The 19,653-nt window shown below is 72.4% G+C and carries 15 protein-coding genes, 1 tRNA gene and 1 pseudogene; 8 read left to right on the top strand and 9 right to left on the bottom strand.

Annotation, left to right across the window (positions count from 1 at the left end; translation table 11 throughout):
* Positions 1 to 10: 10 nt before the first annotated feature.
* Together KLI87_RS41450 and KLI87_RS08450 are read left to right on the top strand one after the other, a co-directional pair.
* Positions 11 to 274, top strand: a pseudogene (locus KLI87_RS41450) (hypothetical protein); the annotation flags it as partial.
* A gap of 124 nt (positions 275 to 398) precedes the next feature.
* Positions 399 to 698, top strand: coding sequence for a helix-turn-helix domain-containing protein (locus KLI87_RS08450; RefSeq protein WP_214616438.1), 300 nt, complete (start codon positions 399 to 401; stop codon positions 696 to 698).
* A 148-nt stretch (positions 699 to 846) separates the two neighbouring features.
* Here the strand turns inward: KLI87_RS08450 and KLI87_RS08445 are convergent, their stop codons facing one another.
* On the bottom strand, positions 847 to 2,649 hold the full coding sequence (locus KLI87_RS08445; RefSeq protein ID WP_214616437.1) for a M4 family metallopeptidase: 1,803 nt from the start codon (positions 2,647 to 2,649) through the stop codon (positions 847 to 849).
* A gap of 407 nt (positions 2,650 to 3,056) precedes the next feature.
* Positions 3,057 to 5,948 carry a LuxR family transcriptional regulator gene (locus KLI87_RS08440; RefSeq protein ID WP_173390579.1) on the bottom strand — a complete coding sequence of 964 codons (2,892 nt, stop codon included), beginning with the start codon at positions 5,946 to 5,948 and terminating at the stop codon, positions 3,057 to 3,059.
* A 423-nt stretch (positions 5,949 to 6,371) separates the two neighbouring features.
* Between KLI87_RS08440 and KLI87_RS08435 the strand changes: the two genes are divergently transcribed.
* Entirely contained in the window at positions 6,372 to 7,064 is a 693-nt protein-coding gene (locus KLI87_RS08435) for a SigE family RNA polymerase sigma factor (protein WP_308165900.1), read from the top strand.
* On the top strand, positions 7,061 to 8,263 hold the full coding sequence (locus KLI87_RS08430; protein WP_156214050.1) for a hypothetical protein: 1,203 nt from the start codon (positions 7,061 to 7,063) through the stop codon (positions 8,261 to 8,263). The genes KLI87_RS08435 and KLI87_RS08430 overlap by 4 nt, the downstream gene beginning before the upstream one ends.
* 77 nt (positions 8,264 to 8,340) lie before the next feature.
* Here KLI87_RS08430 and KLI87_RS08425 read toward each other — a convergent pair whose 3' ends face one another.
* From KLI87_RS08425 to KLI87_RS08415, 3 genes are all read right to left on the bottom strand, one after another.
* Positions 8,341 to 9,102, bottom strand: a complete 762-nt coding sequence (locus KLI87_RS08425; RefSeq protein WP_156214051.1) for a crotonase/enoyl-CoA hydratase family protein — start codon at positions 9,100 to 9,102, stop codon at positions 8,341 to 8,343.
* A gap of 10 nt (positions 9,103 to 9,112) precedes the next feature.
* On the bottom strand, positions 9,113 to 9,886 hold the full coding sequence (locus KLI87_RS08420) for an SDR family NAD(P)-dependent oxidoreductase (protein WP_156214052.1): 774 nt from the start codon (positions 9,884 to 9,886) through the stop codon (positions 9,113 to 9,115).
* A gap of 188 nt (positions 9,887 to 10,074) precedes the next feature.
* Positions 10,075 to 10,470 carry an SCO5389 family protein gene (locus tag KLI87_RS08415; protein WP_156214053.1) on the bottom strand — a complete coding sequence of 132 codons (396 nt, stop codon included), beginning with the start codon at positions 10,468 to 10,470 and terminating at the stop codon, positions 10,075 to 10,077.
* A gap of 1,100 nt (positions 10,471 to 11,570) precedes the next feature.
* Here KLI87_RS08415 and KLI87_RS08410 point away from each other — a divergent pair.
* The gene (locus KLI87_RS08410; protein WP_308165899.1) at positions 11,571 to 12,068 is read left to right on the top strand and encodes a C40 family peptidase; all 498 of its coding nucleotides are present in this window, start codon (positions 11,571 to 11,573) and stop codon (positions 12,066 to 12,068) included.
* A 122-nt stretch (positions 12,069 to 12,190) separates the two neighbouring features.
* On the opposite strand, the gene KLI87_RS08405 is transcribed toward KLI87_RS08410, so the two are convergent.
* A complete protein-coding gene (locus tag KLI87_RS08405) occupies positions 12,191 to 13,267 on the bottom strand; it encodes an alkene reductase (protein ID WP_214616436.1) in 1,077 nt (358 codons plus the stop codon).
* A gap of 100 nt (positions 13,268 to 13,367) precedes the next feature.
* Here KLI87_RS08405 and KLI87_RS08400 point away from each other — a divergent pair, with 100 nt between their 5' ends.
* Positions 13,368 to 16,154 (top strand): LuxR family transcriptional regulator, encoded by a 2,787-nt coding sequence (locus KLI87_RS08400; RefSeq protein WP_214616435.1) that lies wholly within the window; start codon positions 13,368 to 13,370, stop codon positions 16,152 to 16,154.
* On the opposite strand, the gene KLI87_RS08395 is transcribed toward KLI87_RS08400, so the two are convergent.
* Both KLI87_RS08395 and KLI87_RS08390 read right to left on the bottom strand, forming a co-directional pair.
* The gene (locus KLI87_RS08395; RefSeq protein ID WP_214616434.1) at positions 16,129 to 16,836 is read right to left on the bottom strand and encodes a dienelactone hydrolase family protein; all 708 of its coding nucleotides are present in this window, start codon (positions 16,834 to 16,836) and stop codon (positions 16,129 to 16,131) included. The two genes, KLI87_RS08400 and KLI87_RS08395, sit on opposite strands and share 26 nt — an antisense overlap.
* The gene (locus tag KLI87_RS08390) at positions 16,836 to 17,249 is read right to left on the bottom strand and encodes a PaaI family thioesterase (protein WP_214616433.1); all 414 of its coding nucleotides are present in this window, start codon (positions 17,247 to 17,249) and stop codon (positions 16,836 to 16,838) included. The genes KLI87_RS08395 and KLI87_RS08390 overlap by 1 nt, the downstream gene beginning before the upstream one ends.
* 24 nt (positions 17,250 to 17,273) lie before the next feature.
* Between KLI87_RS08390 and KLI87_RS08385 the strand changes: the two genes are divergently transcribed.
* Positions 17,274 to 18,551, top strand: coding sequence for a cytochrome P450 (locus tag KLI87_RS08385; protein WP_250903500.1), 1,278 nt, complete (start codon positions 17,274 to 17,276; stop codon positions 18,549 to 18,551).
* A gap of 43 nt (positions 18,552 to 18,594) precedes the next feature.
* A tRNA-Lys gene (locus KLI87_RS08380) sits at positions 18,595 to 18,667 on the top strand.
* Between the two features lie 76 nt (positions 18,668 to 18,743).
* Here KLI87_RS08380 and KLI87_RS08375 read toward each other — a convergent pair.
* The gene (locus tag KLI87_RS08375; protein WP_214616432.1) at positions 18,744 to 19,262 is read right to left on the bottom strand and encodes a tyrosine-type recombinase/integrase; all 519 of its coding nucleotides are present in this window, start codon (positions 19,260 to 19,262) and stop codon (positions 18,744 to 18,746) included.
* Positions 19,263 to 19,653: the final 391 nt, after the last annotated feature.

The following is a 19,653-nucleotide window of genomic DNA, read 5'->3' as shown; positions in this document are numbered from 1 at the left end:
CATATTGCTCATGGTATATACCATCAGCGATATGTTCGCGATCGAGTTGGAACCCGAGGTCGTCACCTGGCTCGACGCCCTGACCTTCACGCAGTACCAGCGCGTCATGCGCAACGTGGACGACTATCTCGTCGAACGCGGTGACATCCTGGACGGGAACCACACCAGGGCGCTCCGTGAGGGGGTTCGGGAGTTACGTCTCTTCTTGCGGGAAACCACATGGAGGATCACCTATTGGCTCCCCACCGGGCGCGGACGCGTGGTCGTCCTGCTGACCGTGTTTCAGAAAGTCCGTAACGATATGCAGATCCGGGACATTGAACGGGCGGTCAAGATGCGGCATGTCTGCGAAGCGTCCACACCGGCCCGGCAGGCCATGTCTACGAGAGGAACGGATGATGGCCGGTCACAGCAGCTGGAAGGTCTACCGCGAGCAGCGGCTGCGCGAAGGGGTGGACGCGCATCCGGAGTACGACCAGGCCGGGCTGGATCTGCGGCTCGGCGACATGGTTCGCGAACGGCGCTTGGAATTGGGGCTCACGCAGCGGGAGGTGGCGGAACGGACCGGCATCAGCCAGCCCGCGCTGTCCCGCATCGAGGGCGGCGGAGGAATCCCCACCCTGGCGATGCTGGATCGAATCGCCAAGGCCATGAAGACCACTTTCACCATCACCGTTGGCGATACCGCGGCGGCTTGAGCTCCGCGGTGCGTGTGGTTCGAGCGGGGCCGGCCCCGGTGGTCGAGCGGGCGGGGGTTGCGCGCTCGGGGCCGGCCTCCGCGTAGGGGTGGCGCCGCGGTGCTCTGGGGAGAGCAGAGCACCGCGGCGTCGGGGAGGGGGGCTCGGGTCAGGCGACCTGCTCCCAGAGGGCCGGGACGGCGGCGGGCGTCCAGCCCGGCTGGGCGGTGTGGGGCTGGAGGCAGCGGTACTTCACGCCTTCGAAGGTGACGACGTCACCGGCCTTGTAGTCGGTGCCGGCGGCCCAGCTGGTGTCGCCCGGGTTGCCGGGGCCCGGGTCGTCGGGGCCGGAGCGCGCACCGACCTTGACGCCGGCCCACGCGTCGGCCACCGCCTTGTACTCGGGGCTGTCCGCGCCGTACAGCTTGGAGGCCGCCGCGAGCGTGCCGCGGCGCGCGTCCTTGTAGTCGGTGTTCGCGCGGAACTCCTCGGTGAGGGCCTTGTACCAGATGGCCGTGGCCTTCTCGCGCCCGATGCCGGTGACCGGCTTGTTGTCGGCGGTCGGGGAGTTGTAGCTGACGCCGTTGATGACCTTCGACCCGCTGCCCTCGGAGAGCAGGTAGTAGAAGTGGTTGGCGATGCCGGAGGAGTAGTGGACGTCCACGCCGCCCGCGTTCGGCCCCCAGTTGTCCAGCGACGAGCCGTCCTTGCTCGGACGGTCCATGTACCGCAGCGGCGACCCGTTGCCGGAGATGTTGATCTTCTCGCCGATGAGGTAGTCGCCGACGTCGCTGGAGTTGTTGGCCCAGAACTCGATGGCCGTGGCCATGATGTCGGACGTGGCCTCGTTCAGCCCGCCGGACTCGCCCTCGTAGATGAGGCCCGCCGTGTTGGCGGTGACGCCGTGGGTCATCTCGTGGCCCGCGACGTCCAGCTCGGTCAGCGGCTTGCTGTTGCCCTGGCCGTCGCCGTAGGTCATGCAGAAGCAGCTGTCCTCCCAGAAGGCGTTGACGTAGCTCCTGCCGTAGTGGACGCGGGAGTACGCGCCGACGCCGTCGCCGCGGATGCCCGCGCGGCCGAAGACGGTCTTGTAGAAGTCCCAGGTCTCGCCCGCGCCGTAGGCGGCGTCCACGGCGGCGGTCTGGGCGTTGCTCGGCGTGCCGTCGCCCCACTGGTCGTCGGCGTCGGTGAACAGCGTGCCCCGGCCGGAGGTGCCGCCGTTCAGGTTGGTCGTGTCGTGGTTGCCGCGGCCGGTGTCGCGCAGGGAGTAGCTGCCCCCGGAGCCGCTCGTGCCGAGCTGGACCGTCCCGGAGTACTGGCTGCGGCCGGTGCCGGTCTGGACGCCCTGCCACTGGATGATCTTCTTGCCGGTGGTGGCGTCGGTGAGGACGTGCAGGCGGTTCGGCGTGCCGTCCCGCTGCGTCCCGCCGACGACGGTCTCCCAGGCCAGCACGGCCTCGCCGTCGCGTCCCATCCAGACGACCTTGCGCGGCGCGACGCTGCCCTCGGCCTTCGGGGTGGCGGGCTTGGTGGAGGCCAGGGCCGAGGGGGCGGTGTTCAGCTTGAGCTGGTGGGTGTCGGCGCGCGAGACCCGCTCCAGCTTGCCGGACGCGGCGCGGTGCACGATGAGGTCGCCGCCGATGACGGGCAGGCCGTCATAGGTGCGCGTGTAGTGGGTGTGGGTGGTGCCGTCCTGGTCCTTGACGACGGTCTTGGTCTGCAACGCGACCTTGTCGCCGAGGTTCAGCTCGGACGCGGTCGCGCCCTGCTGGGACTGCGCCTTGCCGATGAGCGCCCGGTACTCCTGGGGGCTCACCTTGGCGGGCATCTGGCCGGCACCGGCGGCGGGCTTGGCGGGTGTGGCGGCGGCGGGTCCCGCCTGCATGCCGATGGCCGCCATGGCGGCGACGGCGACCAGCGCACTGCTCGTGCTGACGCGCCGGCGGGCGCGTCCGGGGGTAGTGGATGTCACGCGGAACTCCTTGTCTGAGACCGCCTCGGGGGGACGACCGAGGGGGGAGCGTTCCAGGGCGCTGGTGAGTACCCAGGAACTTCGGAGTGTCGAAGGGGTGGTTGACGGGGGAACAATCCCACGCATTTAGGTGCATGTCACCGGAAAGTTCGGCGCTGGACGCATCCATAGGGAGATCGGTTCCGCCGCAAGGGGAATCCCTACGCGCCCGAGGGTCTAACGAGGGTCCCCTAATCAATAGGAAGGTTTCCTAAGCAAGGGAAACGCCCTAGCCGGAAGGGGTCCGGACGGCGGGCGCCGAACCGGGGACAGTCCCGGGTTCGAGGGCCCGCGGACCCGCCGCGAGCGCACGGCAGCGTATCGAGACGATCAGCCGGACGGGCCGCCGGGCCCGATCGGCGGCGGGGTCAGCCGGGGAGGGAGGCGCCGGGGCCGTCCAGGCCGCCGCCCAGGAAGGAGCCCAGTTGCGCGCGGGAGCGTATGCCGAGCTTGCGGTAGATGCGGGTGAGGGACGCCTCGACGGTCTTCACGCTGAGGAACAGCCGGTTCGCGACCTGCTGGTTGGTGGCGCCCTGCCCGACCAGCAGCGCGATCCGCTGCTCGCCCTCGGTCAGGGACGCGCGGGCCGTCGCGCCGAGCGGCGCAGATCCGTCCCGCAGGCCCATGTCCAGGCGCGCGAGCCGGTGCCGCGCCTGCTCGGCCCAGGGGCGCGCCCCGCAGCGCAGGAAGATCTCCAGCGCGTCGGACGCGGCGTGGCGGGCGGGCCCGGCGCGCCGTCTTCGGCGTTCGATGCGGGCCTGTTCGAGCAGGCAGTGGCCGACTTCGAGGGGCTGGCCCAGCCGTTCGAACAGCGCGGCGGCCTTCAGCAGCTGCGCGACCGCCGCGTCGTGCTCGCCGCGCGCGGCGAGCACGGCGGCCTCGGCGCGGTCGAGCCGTCCGGTGACGCCGATGCCCCGGGCGCGGTCGCCGACGGCGGCGCGGGTCGCGGTGATGACGCCCTCCGCCAGTTCGACGTCGCCGAGCTGCGCGAGGCCCTGCGCGAGGTCACCGTGCCAGCGCAGCACCAGCGGGGACGGGACGCCGCGTCCCTCGCCGAGCGCGTCGATGCGCCACAGCGTCTCGACCCCGGCGCGGATGTCGCCGCCGCGCATCCGGGCGAGGCCCAGCACGTGCAGCAGCCGGCTCTGGAAGATGACGTCGTTCTCCTGCTCGGACGCCCGCAGCCCGCGCTCGGCGAGCGCGATCGCGCGCCGGACGCTGCCGCCCGCGAGTTCGGCGAGCGCCCCGTGGTACCAGGCCGGCCCCGGGCTGAGCGCCGCCTCCTCGGTGATGCGCATGGCGCGGTCGGCGAAGTCGAGGGCCTCCCGGCAGCGCCCCGTCCGGACGGCGACCTCGGACAGGTTGCGCAGCACGTGCACGACCTCCTCGCCCGACCCGCGCTCCACCAGGGCCAGCATCCGCAGGAGTTCGTCGCGGGCCTCCGCCAGCCGGTCCTCGACGACGGCGCAGTACGCCGCGATGTAGCGGGGCGTGGTGTGCATCTGGCCGTCGAGCGGAAGCTCCGGCAGCCGCCGCGCGCGCCTGAGGTCGCTGGCGTAGTCGCCGCGTCCCTCGATCAGCGAGATGTTGGCCCGGACGGCGAGCACCTTCGCCTCCAGCGCGGTGTCGCCGGTCTCGCGCGCGTGCGCGAGCGCGAGGTCGGCCTCCTGCTCGGCGCGCTCGGACGCGCCGTTCAGCAGCGCGCCGAGCGCCATCCGCAGCCGCAGCGGGCCGAGCAGGGACGGGTCTCCCTCCGCGTCCACCAGGGCGGCGGCGAACACCTCGCCCATCTCGGCGAGCCCCTGCCCGGACAGGTCCAGGATCGCGAGCCTGACCCGCACCCGCTGCGCGCGGGTCGCGTCGGCGGCGAGGACGGCCTCGGCCGAGCGGTGCACGAGGTCGGGCAGCCCTCCGTTCGCGCCGGTCTCGGCCGCCGCGACCAGCCATTCCAGGCGTTCGGCGGCGGGCTCGGCGGGCGAGCGGTCGGCGGCGAGCCGGTACAGCTCGGCGGCCATCCGGTGCGAGCCCTGCCGGACGGCCTGCTCGGCGGCCGTGACCAGCGAGTGCGCCAGCTCGGCGTTCGGGCCCGGGTCGGCGAGGGCGCGGTGCCGGGCGCGGCCCGCCGCGTCCGGCACGACGGCGGCCAGCGCCCGGTGCACCCGCGCGAGGTGCGCGGCCTCGGCGGACTCGGCGAGGACGGTGCCGACGGCGGGCGGGGTGAACCGGATTCCGCCGCCCTCGGTGATCAGCAGCCCGAGCACCGCCGCCTCCCGGATCTCGCGCGCGGCCTCGGCGCGCCCGGCGCGGCGCAGCAGGTCGGTCGTCGGACGGATCGCCAGCGCCGCCATCAGCAGCGTCTCGCGCGCCTCCGCCGACAGCCGCGCCAGCCGCTCGACGATCACCGCCTGGACGCGCTGCGGCAGCGGGGCCGGACGCCAGTGCCGGGGGATCCGGTCGGTGAACGCGCCGCCGAGCGCGAGCGCGAGGAACGGGTTGCCGCCGGAGTCGGAGTGCAGCGTGTTCACCACGCGGACGGGCAGCCCGTAGCTGTCGAACAGCTCGGCCAGCTCGTCGGGCTCCAGGGGCGGGACGGGGAGGTGGAGCGCGTCGGGCGCGGGGCTCCAGGTCGCCCCGGCGGCCTCGCCCGGGGCGAACCCGTCCGGCCAGCGTCCCGCGACCACGGCCCGCACGCCCCGGGCGCCGAGCCGCCGCACCGTGTAGCGGATGGCGTTGACCGACTCGGTGTCGAGCCACTGGGCGTCGTCGATGAGCAGCAGCACCGGCCGTTCCTCCGCGCACCGGGCGAGCAGCCCGCGGAACGTCAGCCTGCATGCGAGATGGTCCATGGGAGACCGGTCGGTGGAGGAGCGTCCGATCGGGCCCGCGTCGTCGTGCTCGTCGCCGGACGCCGCGCCGGACGCCTCTCCGGACGCCGCGCCGCCGCCCTCCTCGCCCGCGGCGGCGAGGTCGCCGGGCGCGGCCGAGTGCGGCTCGGGCAGCCCGGTCAGCCGCTCGCGCGGAAGCTGCGCGGTCAGCGTGCCGGGGAGCTGGTCGAGCAGTTCGGCGAGCCCCGAGCAGGGCACCCAGCGCTCGGTCTCGGTCCCGGCGACGCGCAGGACGAGTTCGCCCCGGGCGGCGGCCGCGGCGCCGACGGCTTCGAGCAGCGCCGTCTTCCCGATGCCGCTCGGACCCGTCAGCACGGCGCTGCCGTCCGCGGCGAGGCGGGCCTCCACGGACGTGAGCAGTGCGGATCGGCCCACCAGCGAGGGCGGCGTTCCCTTCCGGACAGCCGGCTGCGCGGCCCGAACGTCCATGGCTCGTTCCCTTCAGGAGGAATCCGGCGCCGCGCCGACAATAACCACGAGCCGGGACACTCACAACGCCCCTGACCGGCCCGAGCGCCGCCGGTTCGGACGGCGCCGCCCGTCGGCGCAGGTCACCGCCTCGGGCGCGACCGTATACGATCTTGATTCCGTCCCCTGACAGATCGCGGGCGGCGCCGAGTCAGGGCCCGTGCCGCAGCCCGCCCGCGCCCGGTGATCCTTTCCCGGTCGGACCCGGAAGCAGCAAATCCCGGCGCCGTGCGTGTAAGAGGCGTGAGAACCACAGCGGCAAGAGCGACGCGCCCTCCCAGCGCGGACGATCCCGTCGAGGACGCCATCACGGAGAGAACGGCGCACACTATGGAGGACGCCGTCGAGGACACCGCCGGATCCTGGCAGCGGGAGGCGGCGGGAGAGGCGGCGGGAGAGGCGGCGGGAGAGGCGGCGGGAGAGGCGGCGGGAGAGGCGGCGGGAGAGGCGGCGGGAGAGGCGGCGGGAGAGGCGGCGGGAGAGGCGGCGGGAGAGGCGGCGAAGGACACGGCACGCGAGGAGACCCGTGTCGCGGAGGCCAAGCTGGCGCTGGTGACGCTGTTCCGCGAGCACCAGTTGAGCCTCACCCGGACCGCGCTGATGATCGTCGGTGACCGGCCCACCGCCGAGGACGTCGTGCAGGACGCCTTCGTCGAGATGCACCGCCGGATCGACAGGATCACCGACCACGACCGGATGCTGCCCTACGTCCGCGCCGCCGTGGTGAACCGGTGCCGGTCGGTGCTGCGCCGCCGCAGGCTCGCGCCGCGGCTGTGGCGGACCTACGAGCCGCCGGTCTGGTCGGCCGAGTCGGCGGCGCTGATCGGCGAGGACCGCGCCGCCGTCTTCCACGCGCTGCGCCGGCTGCCGGAGCGGCAGCGCGAGGCGCTGGTGCTGCGCTACTACCTGGACCTGGACGAGCCCGAGATCGCCGAGGTGATGGGGATCAGCCGCAGCACCGTCCGGTCCGCCACCTCGCGGGCGCTCGCCGCGCTCGCCCGTGACCTGGGGGAGGAATCATGACCGGGACGGAACGGCGGCTGCGGGAGGCCTTCGGCTCCGCCGCCGACACCATCGACGCCGACTCGCTGAAGCCGCTCGTCCTGCCCACGCGCGGGCGAGGCTGGGCCGTCCCGTCGCTGATGGCGGGGGCGCTGGCGGTGACGCTGGTCGGCGGCGCCGCCGTCGGCGGGCAGCTCTTCCGGTCCCCGTCCTCCTCCTCGCCGGCGCTCGCGGGCGGCGGGGAGCGCCTCGTCGCGATCCGCGGCGGAGGGGCGGTGGTCGAGGACGGCTCGGGGCGCCTCGTCGCGAGGATCCCCGGCCGCTACGTCGCCGTGGCAGCCGCCGCGGACGCGCCGTCCGCCTCCGCCCCGCCTTCCTCCTCCGCGCCGAACGAGGCGTTGAGCAGCCTGGCCACCGCCACCTCGGCCGCCGCCAGCGGCACCTTCACCGACCCCACCAGCCCGGCTCCGAGCGGGAAGCCCGATCCGGTGTCGAGCGAGGGGCGCGTGTTCTTCCTGGCCTCGGAGGCGGGCCGCGGCGCCCTCGCCTTCTACCGGGTCACGCTGGACGACCCGTCCGCCCCGAAGCGGGTGCCCGGCGGGACGGTGCGGACCTCCGGGGCGGACGGCGCGGCGAACCGGTTCGCCGTCAGCGACGACGGCTCGAAGCTCGCCGTCGTCGGCAACACCGGCGACCGCGCCGAGGTGGTCGTGCTCGACGTCCGCACCGGCGCCCGCCGGACGTGGACCGCCCGCGGCGACCGTCCCGTCACGAGCGCTACCTGGTCCCCCGACAACCGCACGCTCGGTTTCATCTGGCCGGACAAGGACGGCGAACCCGGCCTGCGCGCCCTCGACACCGGCGGCGCCTCGTCCGACCTGGCCTCCGCGCGGCCGATCGGCGCGGCCGCGTTCCCCTCGAACGCCGTGGTGAACGCCTTCGCCTACGACCCGGACGGGCGGACGCTCACGGCGGCGGTCCAGGGCGAGAAGCACGGCGACGACGACGAGGCCGAGTACACCATGACCCGCCTGGACGCGCGGACGGGCAGGCCGGCGGGCTGGAGGGTCGTCCTGCCCACCGACTCCTTCTCGTTCAGGCCCGACGCGTCCGGCGGCCACTTCCTCCACGTCATCGACGGCCGCCTCGGCCGCGTGGACGGCGGCGCCTTCACCTGGGTGACGCGGCGCTACTCCGAATACCGGGACGCCGCCTGGTAAGCGGTGCTCCGCGGTGAGCGCGGCGGCCGCATGTGGACGGTGGACGCCCGGGGCCCGCGGGTCCCGGGCGTCCGGCGCTACTCGCCCGTCCAGACCGGCTTGCGCTTCTCGGCGAACGCGGCCGGGCCCTCCTGCGCGTCCTTGGACGCGTAGACGGGCAGGGTCACCTCGCCCTGCTTCGCCCACGCCTCCTCGGCCGTCCAGTCGGCGGACTCGACGATGACCCGCTTGGTGGCCGCGAGCGCGAGCGGCGCGTTCTCGGCGACCTTGAGCGCCAGCTCCCTGGCGGCGCCGAGGGCGCCGCCCGGCTCGGCGAGCCGGTTGACGAAGCCCAGCTCGGCCATCCGCTCGGCCGGGTACTTGTCGCCGGTGAGCGCGATCTCCATCGCGATGTGGAACGGGATGCGGCGCGGCAGCCGCAGCAGCGCGCCGCCCGCCGCGACCAGGCCGCGCTTCGGCTCGGGCAGCCCGAACAGCGCGTCCCGCGCGGCGACGACCATGTCGCACGACAGCGCGACCTCGCAGCCGCCGGCGAGCGCGTAGCCCTCGACGGCGGCGATCAGCGGCTTGGCGGGCGGCCGCTCCACGATGCCGGCGAACCCGCGCCCGTCCACGACGGGGTTGTCGCCGGTCAGGAAGCCCTTGAGGTCCATGCCCGCGCAGAACGTGCCGCCCGCGCCGGTGATGACGCCGACCGACAGGTCCTTGCGCGCGTCCAGCTCGTCCAGCGCCGCCGCGATCCCCTGCGCCACCGCGCCGTTGACGGCGTTGCGCGAGGCCGGACGGTTGATCGTGATGGTGAGGACGGCGCCGTCCTCCTCGGTGAGAACTTCGGTCATCGCTGGTGCCTCACTTCGGCTGGAAGCGGATGCCGCCGTCGAAGCGGATCGTCTCGCCGTTCATGTAGTCGTTCTCGATGAGGGCCTTGACCAGGTGCGCGAACTCCGACGCGCGGCCCATCCGCTTCGGGAACGGGACGGGCGCGTACAGCTTCGCCTTGAACTCCTCGGCGGCCTCGCCCTCGCCGTAGATGGGGGTGTCGATGATCCCCGGGCAGATCGTGTTGACCCGGACGCCGATCGCGGCGAGGTCGCGGGCGGCGGGCAGCGTCATGCCGATGATGCCGCCCTTGGACGCGGAGTAGGCGACCTGCCCGGTCTGCCCCTCGATGCCGGCGACGGAGGCGGTGTTGACGACGACGCCGCGCAGGCCGTCCTCGTCGACGGGCTCGGTCCTGGCGATCGCGGCGGCGCCGATGCGCATCAGGTTGAAGGTGCCGATGAGGTTGACCCGGATGACGGTCTCGTACTGGCCGAGGTCGTGCGGGCTGCCGTCGCGGTTGACGGTGCGCGACGCCCAGCCGATGCCCGCGCTGTTGACGATGACGCGCAGCGGCGCGCCGGTGTCGACGGCGGCCTGGACGGCGGCGGCCACCTGCGCCTCGTCCGACACGTCGGTCTTGGCGAAGGCGCCGCCGACCTCGTCGGCGACGGCCTTGCCCTTGTCCTCGTTCAGGTCGGCGACGACCACCGTGGCGCCCTCGGCGGCCAGCGCGCGGACGGTGGCCTCGCCGAGGCCGCTCGCGCCGCCGGATACGACGGCGGAAACTCCGTTCAGGTCCATGGACAGCACCTTACGTGAGGGACCGAATGTGGTTCGGGACGATGGTATCCAGACGCGACCGCGCCATCCCGCACCTACCCGCCGAGGGGGTGCCGCCCCGGGCCCTCGCCGGATGGCCTGCGGCGGGTCGCGGTCATGGGACGCCGCACGACCACGACCCGCCGCAGGCGGACCTCACCCTGTGATGGTCAGCAGTCGACCAGCTCCGGCGACTGGTTGAGGAGCTGGGCGCGCGGCGAGACGAACCGCTCGTGCCGCTCGGCGACGCCGTCGACGGCGAGGTCGAACGCGGCGACGCGATGGCAGTTCTGGAACGCCAGCCGGACGCCGAAGTGCCGCTCCAGCGCCCCGCGCATCGAGTCGCTGGCGAGGACGCGCAGCAACTGGCCGCGGGCCTGCTCGTCCGGCGGCGGGGTCTGGTTGTCGGCGAACCCGGCACCGCCGTCGCGCATCCGGGTGATGACGTCGCTGATGACCTGCCACGCGTACGGCAGCGAGTCGCGGACGCACGCCACGAACGACGCGTCGTCCACCTCGCCCTGCCGCGCCTTCTCCAGCAGCCGATCGTCGACAGTCAGGGACATGACCGAACTCCCCTCTCACCGTGTCTGGGACAGGGTTCAGCGTCGCATGGAAATGATTTTCGTTCCATACCCTGGAAGCGGGAGTGTTCTCTCATCCCGGACATCAACCAGTGATCGCGGAGGCACCGGACGGGGTGCGATACGGCACGCTCGAAGATCCCTGACGCGGGCGTGACGCGTCCGTGATGGGCGTCGCACCGGGCGCCGTCCGGATGTGGACGGCCCGCCCCCGCGGCTGTGGCACATATCACGCCCGAATAAAGAACAACTCGCTCGCCGGGGTCGCCATTCACCTCTCACCGGCCGGTCACATTTCCTTGATCGAGCGCCCGCGCACCCTCCCCCGGACGGTTGATCGCGACACCTTCCCGCCCCCGCCAACCCCGTGATCTGGGCACGCATTTCTCAAGAATGGCTCGTCACGCGACGCGCCGGACACTTCACGATCCGTTCGCGACCGGGCTTGCGAATCGGTTTCGCCAGCAGGTGTGACTCACCTCACAATGGACGAAATTCGGGCGCGGTAACCCCTGGCAGCACGGTGATCGCCACTCTCCGTCAAGATCTGTTCCAATGTGTGAATCGTCCAGGCATTTGCCACGGCGGCCGGAATCTGGCTACGTTCCTGCCCGGTTCATGCGGCACAGACGCCGCCCAGATAACAGAACACGCAAACCGACGAGCGGTTGCGGTACCGCCTCGGGCCTTTCCCCCCTCAGGTCCGAGGACCGTCCTCCCGGCGGCGCGGGTCCATGCCAGGGCCCGGCGCGCGTCCCGGGGACGGGGTCGCCGCAGTGGAGCCGCCGTCGCGAGCCGAGTCCGTGCAGCCATGAGGCACGGAGCCGGAATGCGGCCACGTCCGCGGCGATCAGACGACGCCCGGAACCCCCTCACGACGTCGAGCGACGTCCGGAAGGCGGAGTGGCCGCGGCAGCCCGAGACCCCCAGCGGTAGCACCGCCGAGGGTGACGGCTGCCCGGTAGGCATGGTCCGCGAAATCTGGAGTCATCCTGCATACCCCCCGATTCCCCCTGAAGTCCGCCATCACCCGCAGGTCGCTCACCGGCGGCCTGGTCCTCACCTCGGCGACCGCGCTCGGCGTGTCGCTGCTGGTGGCGGCACCGGCGGAGGCCGCGAACGCGCGGACGGCGTCATCCACCACGTCGGCGCGCACGGCGGCCGCCGCGAGCGTCTCGGCGGCCAGGATCTCCGCCTCGCGGAAGGCCCGGCAGAAGAAGCGCGCCGACTACGCCGTCAAATACGCTTACAAGCAGATCGGCGACCGGTACCGCTACGGCGGCACCGGCCCCGGCTCGTGGGACTGCTCCGGGCTGGCGGGAGGCTCGTGGCGCAAGGCCGGGGTGAAGCTGCCCCGCACCACGCAGCAGATCTACCGCGCGGTGAAGTACAAGGTCTCGTGGAAGGGCGCGGTCAAGGGCGACCTGCTCTTCTTCTACGGCGGCAGGTCCCACATGGGCATCTACGTCGGCAAGGGATACATGATCCACGCGCCCAGCTCGGGCAAGCGGGTCAAGAAGGTCAAGCTCAACGGCTACTACAAGCGCAACTTCCACGGCGCGGTCCGTCCCGGCTACTGATCCGGGTCATCCTCTGACGACATTCCGGGGTCCACCTGTGCCCTCGGTCTGTCCAGGGACGGCCATGGAAGCGCGGCAGGCCCCGCACCGTCCCGGTGCGGGGCTTCCGCCGCTTCCACAGGTCAGGACGTCAGGGCCGGGTAGTCGGTGTAGCCGCGGTGGTCGCCGCCGTAGAAGGTCTCCGGGTCGGCCGCGTTGTAGGGCCCTCCGGCCCTGATGCGCGCGGGCAGGTCCGGGTTGGCGAGCCACATCTCCCCGAACGCGACCGCGTCGGCCACGCCCTCGCGCAGCGCCTCCAGGCCGTGCTCCGGCGTGGACGGGAAGGACTCGGGCGTGGGGTGCGCGTTGAGGATCAGCGCGCCCGGCCAGGCGGCGCGGAGCTCGCGCGTCGTCCCCCGGTCCCCCAGTTCCAGAATGTGCAGGTAGGCCGGGCCGAGAGGCGCCAGGGCGGCGAGCAGCCCGGTGTACAGCTCGATGGTGTCGCTCTCGCTGACGCCGTTGGACGTGCTCCCCAGCGAGATCCGGAAGCCCAGGCGCTCCGCGCCGATCGCGTCCGCGACCGCCCGCGCGACCTCCACGCCGAACCTGATGCGGTTCTCCACCGTGCCGCCGTAGGAGTCGGTGCGCTCGTTGCTGCCGTCGGTGAGGAACTGGTGGATCAGGTAGCCGTTCGCGCCGTGCAGCTCCACCCCGTCGAAACCGGCGTCGATCGCGTTGCGCGCCGCGTCCGCGAACTCCTGGACGGCCTGGGCGATGTCGTCCCGCGTCATCTCGCGCGGCTCGGGGTGGTCGAGCATCCCGTCGGGCGTGAAGAGCTGCTCGCCGCTGGCGAGCGGCGACGGGGCGAGCGGCAGCGCGCCGTCCGGGTAAAGGTAGGGGTGCCCCACGCGGCCCGTGTGCATGAGCTGCGCGAAGATCCGTCCACCCTCGGCGTGCACCGCGCCCGTGACGGCCCGCCACGCCTCCACCTGGTCGCCCGCGTGCAGGCCCGGCGTCCAGATGTAGCCCTGCCCGAGGACGCTCGGCTGCGTGCCCTCGGTGATGATCAGCCCGGCGCCGGCGCGCTGGGTGTAGTAATCGACGGTCAACTCGGTCACCTTGCCGTCCCGCACGGCCCTGCTCCGCGTCATCGGCGACATCACCAGCCGGTTGGGCAGTTCCAGGTTCCCGACCGACAGCGGTTCGAACAGTTCCTTCATGACATCCTCCGCAGTGCGTTCTCGATGCCCTGAAGCTAGGGACGGCCGGGTACCGGGCGAATCCGTACGGTTTCGGTAGTCAAGCCCGTAGTTTGGATGCGTGCTCTACGGGCGGAACACCGAACAGGCGCGGATCGCCGCGCTGCTCTCCGAGGCGCGCGACGGCAGGGACTCCGCGACGGGGAGCGGCGGCGGTCGGCGCAGCGGCGCGCTCGTCCTGCGCGGCGAGGCCGGAATAGGCAAGTCGGCCCTGCTGGAGGACGCGGCGGACGGCGTCCCCCGCGTCCTGCGCGCGGTCGGGATCGAGGCGGAGTCGGAGATCGCGTTCGCCGGGCTCAACCAGCTCCTGTGGCCGGTCCGCGACCGCGTCGACTCGCTGCCCGGCCCGCAGGCCAGGGCGCTGCGCGCGGCGCTCGCCGGTTCCGGCGAGCACCCGGGCGACCCCGACTCCCGCGACCGCTTCACCACGGGCCTGGCGCTGCTGACACTGCTGGCCGACCTGGCCGAGGCCGACGCCCCCGTGCCCGGTGAGGCGACGATCCCCCACACCCCCCGGAACGGTCAGCCTCCCGGTGGGGGGACGACCCCCCACACCCCCCAGAACGGCCCTGCTCCCGGTGGGGGGGCGACCCCCCACACCCCCCGGAACGGCCCTTTGCTCTGCCTGCTGGACGACGCGCAATGGTTCGACGTCGAGACCTCCGAGGCGCTGCTGTTCGCGGCGCGGCGGCTCGCGGCCGAGGGCGTGGTGATGCTCTTCGCCGCGCGGGACGAGGCGTTCGCCGGGACCGGCCTGCCCGAACTGCACCTCGACCGGCTCGACCGCGACGCCGCCGAGCGGCTGCTCTCGACGCGGCGCCTGCCGCCGCTGACGCGCGCGCGGATCGTCCGGGAGTCGGAGGGCAACCCGCTCGCCCTGCTGGAGTTCGGCTCCGTGCGGTTCCCGGTGCCGGACGGCGCGCGGCCCCTGCCGGTCACCGACCGGGTCATCGCCGCGTTCCGCGACCAGATCGGCGGGCTCCCGGAAGCGACTCAGACGATGCTGCTCATCGCGGCGGCCGAGGGGCGCGGGCACATGCCGAGCCAGCTCGCGGCGGCGCGCGCGCTGGGCGTCGGCCTGGACGACCTGGAGGAGGCCGAGCGCGCCCGCCTCGTCGAGGTGACCGGGCGGACGATCGTGTTCCGCCACCCCCTCATCCGCGCCGCGTCCTACCACGGGGCGGTGGCGGCGCGGCGGCTCGCCGTCCACCGCGCCCTCGCGGACGCGGCGGACGACCTGGACTGCCGCGCACGCCACCTCGCCTCCGCCGCGATGGCCCCGGACGAGGACGTCGCCAGCGAACTCCAGCAGGCGGCGGAGCGCGCGCGGGGCCGATGCGGTTACGCGACCGCCGCGGCCCTTTACCGGCAGGCGGCGGAACTGACGCCTGTTCCGCATGCGCGGGCGGTCCGGTTGAGGTCGGCGGCGGAGCTGACCCTCCAGGCGGGGCAGCCCGACGAGGCCGAGTCCCTCGCGGCGGACGCCGAGAAGTTCACCGCGGACGCCGCCGAGCACGCGCGCCTCGGCCGCGTCCGCGCGTCCGTCGAGTTCGAGCGCGGCGACCCGGCGACCGCCGCGCGGATGATGGTGGAGCACGCCGAGCACGCCGCCCCGGACGACCGGGCCGAGATGCTGCGCACCGGCGCCACCTACGCGTGGAGGTCCGGCGAGGCCCCCGCCGTCCTGCGCGCCGCCCGCCTCCTGCCCGCCGACCGGACGATCCAGGGCCTCGCGCACCTGGTCGAGGGCGATGTCGGGCGGGGGCTCCCCGTCCTGGCGGCGCTGGTGTCGCAGGCCCGCGCCACCGAGCCGGCCGGACGGCTCCAGGCGGCGCGGCTCGCGCTCATCGTCGGCGACGACGCGGCGGCGCTCGACCTCACCACCGCCGAGACGGCGTTCTCCCGGGGGCACGGCCTGATCGGCTCGCTCCCCGACGTCCTGCGGACGCAGGCGCAGGCCAGGATCGCGGCGGGCCTGCACGGCGACGCGGAGCACAGCGTCGCGGAGGCGGTCGCGCTCGCCCGCGACATCGGCCTGCCGGTCCGCGAGGGACGGTTCCGCGCCGTCCTCGCGCGGATCCCGGCGATCGAGGGCGACGAGGCGCGGCTGACCGAACTGATGGACGACACACCGCAAAGCGGACTCACGGGCCTGCTCCACCTCGGTCTCGGACGCTACGACGACGCGCTCCGCCACCTGGAAGGCGCCGCGCACGGCCCACGCCGATACAGCGCGGGCGTCATGGTGTCTTCCGCGGACCTGGTGGAAGCGGCGGTCCGTTCCGGCGATCCCGACCGCGCACGCCCAGCGTTCGACCGTTTTCATGCATGGGCGCACGCAGGAGGACAGCCCTGGGCCCTCGCCGTGGCGTCCCGCTGCAAGGCTCTCCTGGACGACGCGGAAGAGCATTACGCTCAGGCCATTTCCCGGCACGAACGATCAACGCGACCGTTCGAGCGGGCCCGCACAGAACTTCTGTATGGCGAATGGCTTCGGCGCGCCCGCCGCCGCTCGGACGCCCGCCACCCGCTCCGCTCGGCGGTGGAGATCTTCGAACGCCTCCGCGCGGCACCCTGGCTCGACCGCGCACGCGCCGAACTGCGGGCGACCGGCGTGCCCGGCGCCGCGTCCGTTCCCACGGCCCCGGACCTCTTCGACCGCCTCACCCCGCAGGAACTCCAGGTCGTCCGCCTGGCGGCCGAGGGCACGAGCAGCCGCGACATCGCCGCACAACTGTTCCTCAGCCCGCGAACGGTCGAATACCACCTTTACAAGGCGTATCCCAAGCTCGGCATCTCCTCGCGCAAGGAACTGTCGCGGCTCACCCTTGAGCCGGCTCATTCCTGAGAGTGCGCGCGAGGAACTCCTCCGCGAGCCGCCACGCCTTTTCCGCCGGTTCGGGCTGGTGGAACATGGGCGCCTTGCGGTTGTGGAACGCGTGCCCGCCGTCCTCCTGGACGTGGATCTCCATGTTCTCCCGCCCCTCGACCGCGCGCTCGACGGCCGCCACGTCCTCGCGAGGGATGTAGGGGTCGGAACCACCGAAGTGGAACTGCGCGGGCGCCTTGATCCGCTCGATCTCCCCGAGCGCGCCCGGCACCCCGGAGCCATAGAACGACACCAGGGCATCAACGTCCGCCCGCGCGGCCAGCAGATAGGCCAGCGTCCCGCCGAAACAGAACCCGAGCACGCCCACCGGCCCCGACACCTCCGGAAGCCCCCGCACATGTCCGAGCGCGGCCTCCAGATCCTCCGGCCCCTTCTCCCAGTCGAACCGCGAGACCATCGACGCCGCCTTCGGCAACGCCTTCTCGTCATGCCGGACGGACCATTCCGGCTCGATCCGCCAGAACATGTCGGGCGCCGCCACGACATATCCCAGCGCCACGAGATCCCGCGCCACGGCCTCCATGTAGTCGCCGACCCCGAAGATCTCCTGGACCAGCAGGATTCCCGGCCCCGATTTCTCCGGGGCCCACACGTGCAGGGCGAACTCGCCGTCCGCGACACCCACTCGCTCGATACGCATCAGCCCATGATCGCGTAGACGGCACTCGCGTGCGCGACCACGGCGGAGTCCCCGTCCAGGGTCAGGGTCACATCGGCGAACGCGAGCGTCCGCCCGAGCTTGCTCAACCGCACCGCGACGAGCACGTCCCGCCCGACCACGGGCCGCTGGAAGGACGTGTTGAGCTGGACGGTCGTCATCGGCGCATAGCCGCCCTTGGCCCCCGCGACCGCCACCACGACCCCGGTGTCGGCCGCCGCCATCATCGCCTGCCCCGACAGCGCGCCGCCCTCCCGGGCGAGCCGCTCCGACCACGGCAGCCGCAGCACCGCCGTCCCGTCCCCCACCTCCTCCACGACGAGCCCCAGGTCGAGCACCCAGGGCGCGAAGTTCTCACGCAGGATCTTGTCGCCGTCCACGGGCTGCAACGTCACACCGCCATGATGCACTCTGAAGGCATGCACGAGGAGATCTTCCTGCCCTCGACCTACGCGGCCGGGGTCCCCTACGCCGCCTTCCGGAAGCTGCGCGCCGAGTCACCCGTCGCCTGGATACCGGAACCCGCCGTCGGCCTCTGGCCCCCCGGCACCGGATACTGGGCGGTCTTCTCCCACGCCGACGTGAAACACGTCCTGCGCTCCCCCGACCTCTTCTCCTCCCACCTCGGCGCCACCCAGATCCGCGACCCCGACACACCCGAGGACCTCGACTTCGTCCGCGCGATGATGCTCAACCAGGACCCCCCGTCCCACTCCCGCCTCCGCCGCATCGTCGCCGCCGCGTTCACCCCCCGCGCCGTCCGCGCGCTGGAGGAGACGATAGAAACGCGGGCGCGTACCCTCATCGCCTCCGCCGTCGGCCACGACACCGACTTCGTCGAGCTGGCCGCCGACCTCCCCGTCTGGACGCTCGCGCACATCATGGGCGTCCCCGAGACCGACCGCCGCCTCCTCTACGACTGGGCGTCCCGCGTCATCGGCTACCAGGACGACGAGTACGCCGACCTCTCCACCACCACGTCCATGAGCCCCATGGCCCGCGAGGCGACGCGCCGCAAACCGTCCACCACCCACCCGGACGGCCGCCCGGTCAACCCCCGCTCCGCCGCCGCCCTCGCCGACATGTTCGCCTACGCCCACGCCCTGGCGGCCGTCAAGAAGAAGCGCCCGACCGACGACATCATGTCCCGCATGCTCGAAGGCGGCCTCACCGGCCACGAGTTCGAGAACATGTTCTTCCTGTTCGCCGTCGCCGGAAACGAGACCCTGCGCAACGGCATCCCCGGCGGCCTGCTCACCCTCCTCGACCACCCCGCCGAACTGGCCCGCCTCCGCGCCGACCCGTCCCTCCTCCCGTCCGCCGTCGAGGAGATGCTCCGCTTCTGGCCCCCGGTCATGGACTTCCGCCGCACCGCCACGACCGACCTCACCCTCTCCGACCGCCCCATCCGCGCGGGCCAGAAGGTCGTCGTCTACCACGCGTCCGCCAACCGGGACGAAACCGTCTTCCCCGACCCGGACCGCTTCGACATCACCCGCGCCCCCAACGACCACGTCAGCTTCGGCTTCGGCCCCCACTACTGCCTGGGCGCCCACCTGGCCCGCACCCAGATGCGCGCCCTCTTCCGCGCCCTCCTCCCCCACCCCGTCGAACGCACCGGCACCCCCGTCCGCCTGGCCTCCAACTTCCAGAACGGCCTGAAGCACCTCCCCGTCCGCCTGACCCCCACCCCCTAACCCCGTCGCGAACCCGTCCCCGATCTCGGTACGCTTGCAACGAGGGTCGCTAGCTCAATTGGCAGAGCTCCGGACTTTTAATCCGTAGGTTGTGGGTTCGAGTCCCACGCGACCCACCTAGAGGCCGCCTGACCTGCCGGTTCTCTAACGAGGGGGGTTCGGCTCCCCACTGGATCCCCACGAGATGGGGGATCAAGCCGCCTTGATACGGCGGCGTGCCAGCGCCTTACGCGCGGCGGCCCGTCCCTGCTCAGAGGGGTCGGCGTACATGTCCAGCGTGATGCTGGCCTTGCTGTGCCCGAGGATCGCTTGGACGGTCTTGACGTCCACACCGTCACCGATCAGCAGGGTTGCCATGGTGCGGCGGAGCCGGTGACGGGTGATCTTGATGTTGGCCTTTTTGCACGCCTTATCCCAGCGCCAGCGGAGATACTCGCGGGTCATCGGCTGGCCGTCGTCGGTGGTGAAGATGAGCCGGACCGTTCGGGTTTCCTCATCCCCGTTGCGGTAGCGGTAAGTCATCTCCCGCTCTACAGGCGGGTTGGCCTCCATGTAGGCCGTGAGGGTCTTGGACAGGTGAGGGGTCAGGACGGCCGCGCGGACCCCGGCGCGGGTCTTGGGCTCCTTGAGGTACCACTCCTTGATTTCGCGGTGCTTGCGGATCTGACGGTCAAGGGTGATGTCGTCGGCGTCGATCTGATCGACGCACATACCGGGTCACGGGTTGGGTCATGCCCGCATGACAGCCCTGACGGCATCAAGGCGCGAACGGATCACCCATCGATGTCCGCTCGTCCCGAGGCCGGAACGGGTCGTCCGCCAGGCCACCAGGCCACCAGGCAGAGGCGATCGAGGCGGTGTAGGAGCAGCGGGCGGCGGGTTCAGCAGCGGGCCCATGACCGCGTCTTCGAGGTTTGGGTACTTTCCCCGGAGAGCTTCAGGGAAGGTGATTGTCAGGAGGTCGGTCCGGTGCTTCGGCCCTTGCGAACCAAAAACCCATGGTCCAAGAAGACGTCCATGACCTTCTTGAGGGGGGCATTGGAGTGAATGCCAAGGTTGTCGCTCAGCTTCCGGCGAGACACGAAAACCTCACCGCTACTCC

The organism is Actinomadura sp. NEAU-AAG7 (assembly GCF_018603865.1).
In the GTDB taxonomy this organism is placed as follows: Bacteria; Actinomycetota; Actinomycetes; order Streptosporangiales; family Streptosporangiaceae; genus Spirillospora; species Spirillospora litoris.
This window is presented reverse-complemented; position numbering and strand designations above follow the sequence as displayed.

Coding starts and splice junctions, on each gene's coding strand:
- KLI87_RS08450 (WP_214616438.1), top strand. CDS start 399: ATGGCCGGTCACAGCAGCTGGAAGGTCTACCGCGAGCAGCGGCTGCGC.
- KLI87_RS08435 (WP_308165900.1), top strand. CDS start 6,372: ATGGAGGACGCCGTCGAGGACACCGCCGGATCCTGGCAGCGGGAGGCG.
- KLI87_RS08430 (WP_156214050.1), top strand. CDS start 7,061: ATGACCGGGACGGAACGGCGGCTGCGGGAGGCCTTCGGCTCCGCCGCC.
- KLI87_RS08425 (WP_156214051.1), bottom strand. CDS start 9,102: ATGACCGAAGTTCTCACCGAGGAGGACGGCGCCGTCCTCACCATCACG.
- KLI87_RS08420 (WP_156214052.1), bottom strand. CDS start 9,886: ATGGACCTGAACGGAGTTTCCGCCGTCGTATCCGGCGGCGCGAGCGGC.
- KLI87_RS08415 (WP_156214053.1), bottom strand. CDS start 10,470: ATGTCCCTGACTGTCGACGATCGGCTGCTGGAGAAGGCGCGGCAGGGC.
- KLI87_RS08405 (WP_214616436.1), bottom strand. CDS start 13,267: ATGAAGGAACTGTTCGAACCGCTGTCGGTCGGGAACCTGGAACTGCCC.
- KLI87_RS08395 (WP_214616434.1), bottom strand. CDS start 16,836: ATGCGTATCGAGCGAGTGGGTGTCGCGGACGGCGAGTTCGCCCTGCAC.
- KLI87_RS08385 (WP_250903500.1), top strand. CDS start 17,274: ATGCACGAGGAGATCTTCCTGCCCTCGACCTACGCGGCCGGGGTCCCC.
- KLI87_RS08375 (WP_214616432.1), bottom strand. CDS start 19,262: ATGTGCGTCGATCAGATCGACGCCGACGACATCACCCTTGACCGTCAG.